This window comes from Dellaglioa sp. CoH-57-MRSF-20 (assembly GCF_056781955.1).
This window is the reverse complement of the sequence record NZ_JBXAXV010000002.1, coordinates 350,050-362,829: the sequence shown is the minus strand read 5'-3', so window position 1 is coordinate 362,829 and position 12,780 is coordinate 350,050. Positions and strand designations below refer to the sequence as shown.

At 34.5% G+C, this 12,780-nt stretch carries 8 protein-coding genes, 12 tRNA genes, 1 rRNA gene and 1 other annotated feature; all 21 genes read left to right on the top strand.

Features of this window, described 5'->3' with window-relative positions; genetic code table 11:
* Nucleotides 1-76 (top strand): 5S ribosomal RNA (gene rrf / locus AC1RPN_RS03680); the annotation flags it as partial.
* A gap of 17 nt (nt 77-93) precedes the next feature.
* A tRNA-Asn gene (locus AC1RPN_RS03675) sits at nt 94-166 on the top strand.
* Between the two features lie 17 nt (nt 167-183).
* Nucleotides 184-272: transfer RNA gene (locus AC1RPN_RS03670), tRNA-Ser, on the top strand.
* A 9-nt stretch (nt 273-281) separates the two neighbouring features.
* A tRNA-Glu gene (locus AC1RPN_RS03665) sits at nt 282-353 on the top strand.
* 22 nt (nt 354-375) lie between these two features.
* Nucleotides 376-448: transfer RNA gene (locus AC1RPN_RS03660), tRNA-Val, on the top strand.
* Nucleotides 449-453: 5 nt separating this feature from the next.
* Nucleotides 454-526 (top strand) — tRNA-Asp (locus AC1RPN_RS03655).
* A gap of 6 nt (nt 527-532) precedes the next feature.
* Nucleotides 533-605: transfer RNA gene (locus tag AC1RPN_RS03650), tRNA-Phe, on the top strand.
* A 17-nt stretch (nt 606-622) separates the two neighbouring features.
* Nucleotides 623-693: transfer RNA gene (locus AC1RPN_RS03645), tRNA-Gly, on the top strand.
* Nucleotides 694-704: 11 nt separating this feature from the next.
* Nucleotides 705-779, top strand: a tRNA-Ile gene (locus tag AC1RPN_RS03640).
* Between the two features lie 12 nt (nt 780-791).
* Nucleotides 792-879 (top strand) — tRNA-Ser (locus AC1RPN_RS03635).
* Nucleotides 880-892: 13 nt separating this feature from the next.
* Nucleotides 893-964, top strand: a tRNA-Glu gene (locus AC1RPN_RS03630).
* 12 nt (nt 965-976) lie between these two features.
* Nucleotides 977-1,050: transfer RNA gene (locus tag AC1RPN_RS03625), tRNA-Met, on the top strand.
* 2 nt (nt 1,051-1,052) lie between these two features.
* A tRNA-Asp gene (locus tag AC1RPN_RS03620) sits at nt 1,053-1,125 on the top strand.
* 76 nt (nt 1,126-1,201) lie between these two features.
* Complete coding sequence (metK, locus tag AC1RPN_RS03615; protein ID WP_481761151.1) at nt 1,202-2,389, top strand: methionine adenosyltransferase; 1,188 nt, start codon at nt 1,202-1,204, stop codon at nt 2,387-2,389.
* A gap of 63 nt (nt 2,390-2,452) precedes the next feature.
* Nucleotides 2,453-3,916, top strand: coding sequence for an MDR family MFS transporter (locus AC1RPN_RS03610; protein ID WP_481761152.1), 1,464 nt, complete (start codon nt 2,453-2,455; stop codon nt 3,914-3,916).
* Nucleotides 3,917-3,944: 28 nt separating this feature from the next.
* Nucleotides 3,945-4,150 (top strand) — a binding site (T-box leader).
* Between the two features lie 56 nt (nt 4,151-4,206).
* Complete coding sequence (gene leuS / locus AC1RPN_RS03605; protein WP_481761153.1) at nt 4,207-6,621, top strand: leucine--tRNA ligase; 2,415 nt, start codon at nt 4,207-4,209, stop codon at nt 6,619-6,621.
* A 154-nt stretch (nt 6,622-6,775) separates the two neighbouring features.
* Nucleotides 6,776-8,425 (top strand): putative polysaccharide biosynthesis protein, encoded by a 1,650-nt coding sequence (locus AC1RPN_RS03600; RefSeq protein ID WP_481761154.1) that lies wholly within the window; start codon nt 6,776-6,778, stop codon nt 8,423-8,425.
* Nucleotides 8,426-8,438: 13 nt separating this feature from the next.
* On the top strand, nt 8,439-9,152 hold the full coding sequence (locus AC1RPN_RS03595; RefSeq protein ID WP_481761155.1) for a pseudouridine synthase: 714 nt from the start codon (nt 8,439-8,441) through the stop codon (nt 9,150-9,152).
* Nucleotides 9,153-9,321: 169 nt separating this feature from the next.
* Nucleotides 9,322-10,719 (top strand): dipeptidase PepV, encoded by a 1,398-nt coding sequence (pepV, locus tag AC1RPN_RS03590; RefSeq protein ID WP_481761156.1) that lies wholly within the window; start codon nt 9,322-9,324, stop codon nt 10,717-10,719.
* Nucleotides 10,720-11,155: 436 nt separating this feature from the next.
* Entirely contained in the window at nt 11,156-11,926 is a 771-nt protein-coding gene (locus AC1RPN_RS03585; RefSeq protein WP_481761157.1) for an ATP-binding cassette domain-containing protein, read from the top strand.
* A 137-nt stretch (nt 11,927-12,063) separates the two neighbouring features.
* Nucleotides 12,064-12,744, top strand: a complete 681-nt coding sequence (locus tag AC1RPN_RS03580) for a hypothetical protein (RefSeq protein ID WP_481761158.1) — start codon at nt 12,064-12,066, stop codon at nt 12,742-12,744.
* Nucleotides 12,745-12,780: the final 36 nt, after the last annotated feature.

Below are 12,780 nucleotides of genomic sequence, written 5' to 3'. Positions count from 1 at the left end.
CGAACACAGAAGTTAAGCTTCTTAGCGCCAAGAGTAGTTGGGGGTCGCCCCCTGCGAGGGTAGGACGTTGCCATGCTTTTTTTATTATTTTATTCCGGCATAGCTCAGTTGGTAGAGCGCTTGACTGTTAATCAAGATGTCGCAGGTTCGAGTCCTACTGCCGGAGTTTTTATTTTGTAATGTGGAGAATTGTCTGAGTTGGTCTAAGGAGCATGATTGGAAATCATGTAAACGGGTTTCCTGTTTCAAGGGTTCGAATCCCTTATTCTCCGTTGCAAATTGACCCGTTGGTCAAGTGGTTAAGACACCGCCCTTTCACGGCGGTAACATGGGTTCAAATCCCGTACGGGTCATATAAAGTAAATAGTGTATGTTGGAGGTTTAGCTCAGTTGGGAGAGCGTCTGCCTTACAAGCAGAGGGTCACAGGTTCAAGCCCTGTAACCTCCATCGAAGGTCCTATGGTATAGGGGTTATTACGTCCGCCTGTCACGCGGAAGATCACCGGTTCAAATCCGGTTAGGACCGTTTAATGGCTCAGTAGCTCAGTTGGTAGAGCAATGGATTGAAGCTCCATGTGTCGGCAGTTCGATTCTGTCCTGCGCCATTTATTTATAATATTTTGCGGGTGTAGTTTAGTGGTAAAACCACAGCCTTCCAAGCTGTTGTCGCGAGTTCGATTCTCGTCACCCGCTTTTATGATTTTGGGCCTATAGCTCAGCTGGTTTAGAGCGCACGCCTGATAAGCGTGAGGTCGATGGTTCGAGTCCATTTAGGCCCATCAATAATTTATGGAGAAGTACTCAAGTGGCTGAAGAGGCGCCCCTGCTAAGGGTGTAGGTCGTGAAAATGGCGCGAGGGTTCGAATCCCTCCTTCTCCGTTTTTCGTGTTATGACCCGTTGGTCAAGTGGTTAAGACACCGCCCTTTCACGGCGGTAACATGGGTTCAAATCCCGTACGGGTCAGTTTAATATTATCGCGGGATGGAGCAGTCTGGTAGCTCGTCGGGCTCATAACCCGAAGGTCGTAGGTTCAAATCCTGCTCCCGCAATTGGTCCTATGGTATAGGGGTTATTACGTCCGCCTGTCACGCGGAAGATCACCGGTTCAAATCCGGTTAGGACCGTCACAGGTATTATTGGAACCTAAACTTTTATAGTTGAGGTTCTTTTTTTAATTTTATTTACTTTAAGGAGATAAAAATGACTGAAAAACATCTATTCACGTCAGAATCGGTATCAGAGGGTCATCCGGATAAGGTTGCAGATCAAATAAGTGATGCAATATTAGATGCACTTTTAGAAAAGGATCCTAATGCTAGGGTTGCTTGCGAAACAACTGTAACAACTGGTTTAGTTCTTGTAGTTGGTGAAATATCAACAAATGCCTACGTTGATATTCAGCAGGTAGTAAGACGAACTATTAAGGAAATTGGATATATTAATTCACAAGTTGGTTTTGATGGTGATAATTGTGCTGTTATGGTTGCTATAGATGAACAATCTCCTGATATTGCATTAGGTGTTGATACATCTTTAGAAACTAAAAACGGTGATTTAGATCCTTTAGATCAGATTGGTGCAGGTGATCAAGGATTAATGTTCGGATATGCGGTAGACGAAACACCGGAACTCATGCCATTACCGATTTCAATTAGTCACAAATTAATGCAACGTGTTGCAAGTTTACGAAAAAATAAGGAATTAGAATACTTAAGACCTGATGCTAAGGCACAGGTAACTGTTGAATATAATGATAAAGGTCAACCATTTAGAATTGACACTGTTGTTATTTCTACACAACATGATGAAAAAACGGAATTGAAACAAATTCAAGATGATATGATTGAAAAAGTAATTAAAGTTATTATTGACCCTGATTTGTTGGATTCAGATACAAAGTATTATATTAATCCAACCGGACGATTTGTTATCGGTGGTCCAAAGGGTGATGCTGGACTTACTGGAAGAAAAATAATTGTTGATACATATGGTGGATATGCACATCATGGTGGAGGTGCTTTCTCCGGTAAAGATGCAACAAAAGTTGATCGTTCAGCTAGTTATGCTGCTCGCTATATTGCAAAAAATATAGTTGCAGCTAAAATTGCATCACAGGTTGAGGTTCAACTTGCGTATGCAATTGGGGTTGCTCAACCTGTATCAATTAATATTAATACATTTGGTACATCTAAATATGACGAATTGGATTTAGTTCAAGCTGTTCGTAAAATTTTTGATTTACGGCCTGCAGGAATTATTGAAATGTTAGACTTACGTCGCCCAATATATAAACAGACAGCAGCATATGGTCATTTTGGTCGTACAGATATTGACTTACCTTGGGAAAAAACAGATAAGATTAAAAGTTTACTTAACGAATTAAATTAAAATAAAAAATGACTTTATTAAATATCATTTTAATAGAGTCATTTTTTATTTAGGAGGTACTTTATGAATTCAAAAACAAATGTAAAATTAGTTACAATTGCTATATTTGTAGCAACATTTTTAACAGCCGTTGAAGGAACAATTGTTTCAACAGCTATGCCAACTATTGTTGGTGAACTTCATGGTGTTTCATTAATGAATTGGGTTTTTTCAATATATTTATTAACTAATGCCATGATGACACCAATATACGGTAAGCTCGCAGATGTTTTAGGACGTAAACCAGTATTTATTTTTGGTCTTGTCATATTTTTGGTTGGTTCAACTCTCTGTGGATTTTCTAATAGTATGGCCACATTAATTATTTCGCGGGCTATTCAAGGTATCGGGGCGGGTGCTATAATGCCAGTGTCATTTACTATAATTGCTGATATTTATTCTGTGGACAAACGTGCTAAAATAATGGGATTAAACGGATCTGCTTGGGGTATAGCGTCAATAGTTGCACCATTGTTAGGTGGTTTCATTGTTGATCATCTTAATTGGCACTGGGTATTTTTCATTAATTTACCTATTGGGTTAGTGACGATAGCAATGATACAAATTTTTTTCAAAGAAAAGCGAAGAATTATGAGTTCAAAAATAGATTTTTTAGGCAGTATATTATTAATGCTTAGTATTTTATCTATTTTATATAGTTTTCAACGTTGGGGCGATGATGGTATAGACCTGATTGTTTTAATTTCTTTCTTTATATTTATTATGTCGCTTTTATTATTTATTCAATGGGAAAAAAGAGTTGAAGATCCAATTATTTCATTGAAACTTTTTAATAATAGAACATTTGTGATTCAAAATGTAGTAGCAGCATTAATATCTGGATTTTTAATTGGATTTGAAGTTTATATACCAACATGGACTCAAGGAATATTAGGATTAAAAGCATCAATGGCAGGATTTGCAGTAACACCCAGTTCCATCTTATGGATAGCTGGTTCCTTTTTTGCTGGAAGTATGATGGCAGCTTGGACACCAAAAAAAGTTTTATCGATTAGTCTATTTTTTATTTTAGTGGGTGCCATTGCACTAGGTACTTTGCCTATAAATACACCTTTTTATCTTTTCTTTATCATTTCGGCTGTACTAGGGATTGGATTTGGGATTACCATTACAACTACGACAGTTACTGCACAGAGTTTAGTACCACAGGCTGACGTAGGTGTGGCTACATCATTTAATACTTTAAGTCGTACATTAGGACAAACATTAATGATTTCAGTCTTTGGGATCATATTTAATACACAAATGCATAAGGAAATAGTAAAAACACCTGGAACAAAGGACAGCATGATGGATATTTTAATTAATCCGCAAACGGCTAACCAACTACCGCAACATTTAATACCAAAATTACGTGAAGTTTTGTATCAAGGTCTTCATGGGATATATATAGCAGGTATTTTTATTGTAATTCTTGCAATTATTATTAATTTATTCGATAAAAAGACTAAAGATTATTTGCAATAACAGGGTTCGTTTGCTACACTAAAAATAATATAAAACGATTAAGAGGAACTAGTAAAGTAACTAACTATTTCAGCGAGTATATGGGAGTGGAAATATACATAGTTGGTTATTTGAACTCATCCTTGAGTTTTCTCACTGAACGGTAGTAGGTGCGAACGTTATTTCACGTTATGAAAAAGAGTCAGTATTTTATACTGGAATAATAGGTGGTACCGCGGAAAATTCGTCCTATAGAAGTTTATCTTCTATAGGACTTTTTTGTATATATAATCAGAAAGGAAGTAATACACATGGCATATAACCATAAAGAAATCGAACAAAAATGGCAAGCATTTTGGGATGCAAATCAGACATTTAAAACGACTGAAGATCCTGAAAAGAAAAATTATTATGCATTAGATATGTTTCCGTATCCATCCGGGCAAGGACTTCATGTTGGACATCCAGAAGGTTTCACGGCTACAGATATTTTGGCTCGAATGAAGAGAATGCAAGGATTTAATGTCTTACATCCAATGGGATGGGATGCCTTTGGTCTTCCAGCTGAACAGTATGCACTTGATACTGGACATAGCCCTAAAGCATTTACTAAAACGAATACTGATAATTTTAGGCGTCAAATTAAATCCTTGGGACTTTCATATGATTGGAGTCGTGAGTTAAATACGACTGATCCTGATTATTATAAATGGACACAATGGATTTTTGAAAAATTATATGAAAAAGGTTTAGCGTATGAAGATGAAGTTGCCGTTAACTGGAGTCCTGATTTAGGAACTGTTGTTGCTAATGAAGAAGTTATTGATGGTAAAACAGAACGTGGCGGGTACCCAATTGTCAGAAAACCAATGCGCCAATGGGTCTTAAAAATTACTGCTTATGCTGATCGCTTACTTTCAGATTTAGACGATTTAGATTGGCCAGATAGCATCAAAGAGCAACAAAGAAATTGGATTGGAAAATCAACTGGTGCTAGCGTTAACTTTAAAGTCGATCAACATGATGATATAAAAATTGATGTCTTTACGACACGTCCTGAAACTATTTATGGTGTTTCTTATATTATTGTCGCACCAGAATTAGATATAATTGATAAAATTACTATTGATTCTCAAAAGGATGCTGTTAAGGCTTATCAAAAAGAAATAGAAGTTAAGTCAGATTTAGAGAGAACTGATTTAGCTAAAGATAAAACTGGGGTATTTACTGGTTCTTACGCAATAAATCCTGTAAATGGTAAAAAATTACCAATTTGGATTGCTGATTATGTTCTAGCATCGTATGGAACTGGTGCTGTTATGGCAGTACCTGCACATGATGAAAGAGATTTCGAATTTGCAACTAAATATGGATTGGATATTTTACCCGTTATAGAAGGACCTGAAATAACTGATGAAGCAAATACTGAACCTGGTAAATATATTAATTCTGGTTTTTTAAATGGCTTAGTGAAAGCTGATGCTATCGAAAAAGCTATTGCTTGGATGGAAGATAATAACATTGGTGAAAAGAAAACAAATTATAAATTACGTGATTGGTTATTTTCAAGACAACGATATTGGGGTGAACCAATTCCTATTATTCACTGGGAAGATGGCGAAACAACAACAGTCCCTGTAGATCAGTTACCACTTGAATTACCTGAAGCAACGGATATTAAACCCTCTGGAACAGGTGAGAGTCCATTAGCCAACTTAACTGACTGGATTAATGTTGTCGACGAAAATGGGCGTAAAGGTAAACGTGAAACGAATACGATGCCACAATGGGCTGGTAGTTCATGGTACTTTGTTCGTTTTATTGATCCACATAACCCTAATGAAATTGCTGACCATAAAAAGTTAGAAGAATGGTTACCTGTTGACGTTTATGTTGGGGGTGCAGAACATGCTGTGTTACATTTGCTATACGCAAGGTTCTGGCATAAATTCTTGTACGATATTGGCGTTGTACCTACTAAAGAGCCGTTCCAAAAGTTAGTTAATCAAGGGATGATTTTGGGCGATAATCATGAAAAAATGTCTAAGTCTAAAGGTAACGTGGTTAATCCAGATGATATCGTTGAACGTTTTGGTGCGGATACTTTGCGCCTTTATGAAATGTTTATGGGTCCATTAGATGCCTCAATTGCTTGGAGCGAAGATGGGTTAAATGGTTCGCATAAATTTATTGAACGTATTTGGCGTTTAATTATGGATGAAGATAATCAAATTAGCGCAGCTATTGTTGATAAAAATGATGGTGAACTTGATAAGATTTATAATCAAACAGTAAAAAAAGTAACTGAAGATTACGAAGCACTTCATTTTAATACAGCTATTTCACAATTGATGATTTTTGTTAATGAAGCTTTTAAAGTTAAATCGTTAGCTAAAGAACAAGTTGAAGGATTTATTCAATTGATTGCACCAATAGCGCCACACATGGCTGAAGAAGTTTGGTCGTTGTTAGGAAATAAGGAATCAATTAGTTATGCTGCATGGCCAATATTTGATGAAAGTAAACTTGTTGAAAATACAGTTGAAATTGTCTTACAAGTAAATGGTAAAGTGCGTCAACATAGCGTGGTTTCAAAAGATGCAACTAAAGATGAATTAGAAAAAATGGCTTTAAATGATGACAAAATTAAAGAAGAACTTGAAGGTAAAACAATTCGAAAAGTAATTGCTGTCCCTGGTAAGTTAGTTAATATTGTCGCAAATTAAAGCTTTAATTTAAGTAAACGGGGACTACAAAATTATCGATATTTTGTGGTTCCTATTTATTTTTGGTTAAAATTCAAAAAATAAATTGCAACTGAATTTTAAAAGCTATAAAATGGTAAGATTAAGTATGATCAGAAAGTAGGGTACAAAAGTAATGGATGAAGATATCGAAGTAGAGGGCCAAGCAGCTTCTGAACAAAATGACGCTAAACAAAAGATGTTGCAAGGATCAGCTTGGATGACTGCTGGTAGTATTTTTTCAAGAGTTTTAGGGGCAATTTATATTATTCCATGGAATATGTGGTTGGGACCAGATAGATTACAAGCTAATGCACTTTATAGTATGGGTTATAACGTTTACAGTTTCTTCTTAATGATTGCTGTTGCTGGTGTTCCTTCAGCCGTAGCTAAGCAGGTTGCGCATTACAATGCACAAAATGAATATGGTATTGGAAGACGCCTATTTAAATATGGGATGGCTTTAATGGCGATTATGGGTGTAGTCTGTGCAGTAATATTATGGATTATCGCACCATACATTACAAGTGGTGATAAGAATGTGATTCCAGTCTTTAGATCCTTATCTTGGGCATTATTGATTATTCCTATGATGAGTTTAATACGAGGCTTTTTTCAAGGCTATCAGGAAATGGCTCCGTCAGCAATTTCACAGTTCTTTGAACAAATTGCTCGAGTTATTTATATGCTTGCCGCAACTTTTATCATCATGAAAATTAGTCATGGTAGTTATATTACAGGTGTAACGCAGTCAACTTTTGCGGCTTTTATTGGGGCCTTAGGCGGAATGCTAGTTTTAGTATGGTATTTTTATCGTCGAAAACCAGAATTGGATCGATTAGTTGCCAATAGTGATAATAAGTTAACAATTTCTACCAAACAAATTATTAAAGAAGTTATCAGGGAATCTATTCCTTTTATTATTATTGGCGCTGCCATTACGATTTTTGGATTGATTGATCAGTATACCTTCTTTGGTATTATGAGCCATGTTACAAACTACTCACGAACGATTCAAAATGAACTGTGGGCATTATTTAGTTTTAATGCTAATAAATTAGTTATGATTATTATTTCTATTGCGTCTGCCATGTCTATTACAGCTATTCCGTTATTATCTGAGGCATATACAAGAAATGATAAAAAGGCTTTGAGTGAACAAACTTCTGACACCTTACAATTGTTCTTTTTCGTAATGTTACCTTGTGCCTTAGGGATGGCAGCTGTTGCTCACCCACTATATGTTGTTTTCTATGGGTATGATCCAGTTGGAATCTATGTTTTACAATTTTCAGCGTATGAATCAATCTTCTTAGGATTATTCACAGTTGTTTCTGCTATTTTACAAGGTGTTTATCAAAATAAAAAAGCAATTATATATTTTGTCGTTGGAGTGGTAGTTAAATTAATTGTTCAATATCCATTAGTAGCTTGGTTAGGTGCCTTTGGGCCATTAGCAGCTACAGGGATCGGGATGGGCGTAAGTTCATGGCTAATGATTCGCTCATTACACAAAATGTTCCATTTAAATGTAAAATTAATACAAACAAGATTAAATAAAATGATGCTTTATGCACTAATAACATTTTTTACCGCATTTATAGTAGTAAAAATTGCTTATCTATTTTTACCAATAGACAGCCGAATTAGTGCAATTATCACAATTATTGCTGCCGCTGGATTAGGTGGCTACATATATATTTACTTCAGTTTAAAAACAAGATTAGCCGACAAAATATTGGGCGAACGGGTTGCTGGATTACGCCGTAGATTGAGAATTAAGTGAGGTTTAATTTAAAATGAGAATTGATAAATTTTTGACGGAAACGCAATTTGGTACAAGAAGTGATGTTCGAAAAATTATTAAACAGAAGAAAGTGATTGTTGATGGCGAGTTAATCACTAGCATTAAACTTCAGGTTAGTCCATCAAAATCGGTTATTCAGGTAGATGGTGATGTAATTCACTATCAAAAATATTATTATTATCTTTTAAATAAACCAGCAGGTGTGTTAACGGCAACTAAAGATAGGAAACAAAAGACAGTGATGGATTTGTTCAATAGCGTCGATTATCGGGATGATTTATTTCCAGTTGGACGGTTGGATAAGGATACAACTGGACTATTGCTTATTACAAATGATGGACAATTAGGTCATCAGATGTTGTCACCAAAACATCATATCGATAAAGTGTACTTTGCTAAAGTTGATGGGCAAGTGACTACTGACGATGTGATTAAATTTGAAACCGGATTGCTATTAAAAGATGGGATGCAAACTAAACCTGCAAAATTAATTGTTGAATCTTATAATAGTGATTCAAATATCTCAGAAGTTTTAATTACGATTACTGAAGGTAAGTATCATCAAATCAAACGAATGTTTGGAGCTATCGGTATGAAAGTTATCAGACTTGAACGTAAAAAAATGGCTACTTTAGAGTTAGAACCAACGCTATCGTTAGGCCGCTATCGTGCTTTAACAGATGAAGAAATTGAATCAATCAAATAGAAAATTGTTGGCGTAACTAGCCAGCAATTTTTTATTATTTTATTTGTTTTTGATGTTCCTTTATTGAGTAGTAAGGTCTATCAATATATCTAACTGAATACGCTTTTAAATACCGATTATTAAAATTTTGTGATAAAATGGGCTTACTAATATTTTAGGAGGAATTCAAATGAGTATAGATTGGAAAGCAGAAGTTGAAAAGCGTCAAGACGCCTTATTAGAAGATTTATTTGCAATGTTAAAAATTGAAAGTGTTCGTGATGAATCAATTGCAACAACTGAAGCACCTTTAGGTCCAGGACCTAAAGCTGGGTTAGATAAATTCTTAGAAATTGGAACGCGTGATGGTTTTGAAACATTAAACCTTGATGGTTTAGCCGGACATATCGAATTTGGTGAGGGGGATGAAACGTTAGGTATTTTAGCTCACGTTGACGTTATGCCTGCTGGTAACGGTTGGGATACTGATCCATTCACACCAGTCGTGAAAGATGGTCGAATTTATGCTCGCGGTGCCTCAGATGATAAAGGACCAGGAATGGCTGCATATTATGGTTTAAAAATCATTCAAGAATTAGGATTACCAGTTTCTAAAAAAGTTCGATTTATTATTGGAACGGATGAAGAAAGTGGTTGGAGAGGAATGACTCATTACCTTGAAAATATGCCTGAACCTGATTTTGGATTTTCACCAGATGCATTTTTCCCAATCATTAATGGTGAAAAGGGAAATATTACTTACTTCTTAAACTTTAAAGGATCAAATGGAGATAAGGATCAATTGCTTGAATTTGATGCTGGCCTCCGTGAAAATATGGTTCCTCGCGATGCTAAAGCTGTTATTAAAACAGAAGACGGCGCTGAGATGGAAGAAGTATTTAACGATTTTATTGCTGCTAATATTGTTACAGGTAAAATGGAACGCAATAATGATATTGTGACTATCTCGATGGTAGGAAAAGCAGCCCATGCACAAGAACCTAAAAATGGAGAAAATGCCGGAACTTTCTTGGCATTATTCTTGAACCAATTTAATTTTGGTGGGGATGCTGCTAACTATCTTCGTTTGGCTGCTGATTACTTACACAGAGATTCACGTATGAACAACTTTAGTATTGCCTTCACTGATGATATCATGGGCGATTTAACGATGAATTCTGGAATTTTCACATTTAAAGCTGATAAAGGTGGACAAATTGCCTTGAATTTCCGCTTCCCTAAAGGTATGACGGAAGTAGATATTAAACGTGGTCTTGAAAATGTAACAAATGAAATGAATGTTGTAATTGAAGCAGGTAGGTTACAAGGACCTCATTACGTTTCACCAGAAGATCCTTTGGTTAAAACATTATTAGGTGTTTATACGAAACAAACTGGCGAAAAAGCTGAAGGTTTAGTCGTTGGTGGTGGGACGTATGGTCGTCTCCTAAAACGTGGTGTTGCTTTTGGTGCAATGTTCCCAGGTGTACCTGATACAATGCATCAGGCCAATGAATTTATTCCTTTAGATGACGTGCTGAAAGCTGCTGCCATATATGCTGAAGGAATATACGAATTGATCAAGTAAATAATTAATTTTATATACTTGTATGATACTAATATACATTTAGGATGGCTTTTTTTAAAAGATTTATCATCTTTAAAGTATCGTTAATATGTAATCATTTGTAAAAAATAATGTAACCTATACCCCTAATGTTGAAAAACGTTAGGGGTATTTTTATGATTAAATTTCCACTTTAATACAAAATTTAAACCGTTTAAACATAGTTAATGGGAACTAAATTGAAGACGTAAGTTAGTAAACAGTATGGTATCAGTAGAAGCGTATTTTCAGTCTTCGTCACAATATTTGAATTAAAACTTCAAAATATTATGTAAGCGATTAACATGGTGTTATAATAATTCTGGTTCAAAGTTTGTTTTTAGTTTACTATGTATCAGATTATATTCAATTTGTTCGTGGATAGAATGAAAAATAGTCACTTTTATGAGGTGGTCAAATGAAGTTAGTAGTAGATAATGTATCAAGAGGAAGTATTCTAAAAGACGTTTCTTTTTATCTCAATCAAGGAGATAAAATTGCTCTCGTTGGTTTAAATGGATCAGGAAAAACAACCATTCTGAATATTATGATGGAGTTATTAATGCCATCAACGGGGAAAATAATTAAAACTAATGTTAAATTAGCGACTGTTTTTCAAAACAATGTTCTTGATGATGATTTGACCGTTATTCAAAACTTACGTTTCAGAATTAAAAATAAAGAAAAAATAAAAAGTATTCAGGAAAAAATGAAAAACTTGAACATCAATGAGTCCTTAAAGTATTCTAGCTTATCTGGTGGGCAGAAACGTATTGTTAATTATTTAAGAGCGATTGCTGTAGAGCCGAATTGCTTACTATTAGATGAAATGTCAGCTGGAATTGATGTTGATATACGTCAATTAATTTGGAATGATCTTGATGAGTATTTAAAAGAGAATAATTGTGGTGTGTTATTTACTACTCATCTATTAAGCGAATTAGAAAATGCCAATAAAATTATTTTCGTATCAAATGGAACTGTTAAATATTTTGGAGAAATGGTTACATTTATGAATAAAATTTCAAAAGTTAAATTAATTTTGAATAAAACTGAAGATGATAGGTATTTTAATACGTCTGCAGAAGCAGTGAGATTTATTGAAGATAATCATTTGATAAATGAAAACTTTGAAATAAGAAAGGCAACCTATACTGACTTATTTAAAAATATGGAGGAAGGAATTTAAGGATGAATAAACAGTTTATTCAAAGAAACATTCTAATTTTCATAAAAGATAAAGTTGGTATCTTTTTTTCATTTTTAGGTATGGTTATAAGTCTTGTAATTTATATATTTTTTCTTCGCTCTAATTTAGTCGATTCTTTGGCTGGAATTAATCATAGTGAACAGTTTATTGATACATGGATGATTTCTGGGTTGATTTCTATTGTCTCAATGACTAGTACACTAATCGCATTTGGTCAAAAACTGGAAGATAAAAAGAATAAGAGATTAGATGATTTTATTGTTAACAGTCAAATAAAAAGTAGTACAATTAATCAATTGTATACTTTGACGTCAGTCATGGAAGGTATTGTGTCGACATTTATTTTCTCATTAATATGTTATGCGTATCTATCTCTAACTTATCATTATAATGCTTATAATGTAACATTTTTTGTAGTATTTCTATTTAATGTTTTACTAATTGTATTTTCAAGTTTACTGTTTTCATTGGTGACAGATTTTTTAAATACTACGTCTAGTTTTTCATCATTGTCAGCAATTGTTGGTACTATGTCCGGTTTTCTTTCAGGAACTTATATTGTTTATGGGGATCTTCCAGCTTTTATGCAGCATACTTTAAAATTGTGGCCTGGTTATCAAATCGCAGCTATTGCACGCTATGAAAGTATTAAAAATATCAGGATAGGAAATAACTCTATTTTGTTCTCGTCACTAGGAATTAGTTCTGATTTTTTGCAAGCTATACTTATAACGATTATATTTGGAATACTACTAATAATTATTTCAATATTTACAAATGTTTATCATAAAGATTGATTTTAATTTGAAAAAAAGAACCTTATGTTACCTATA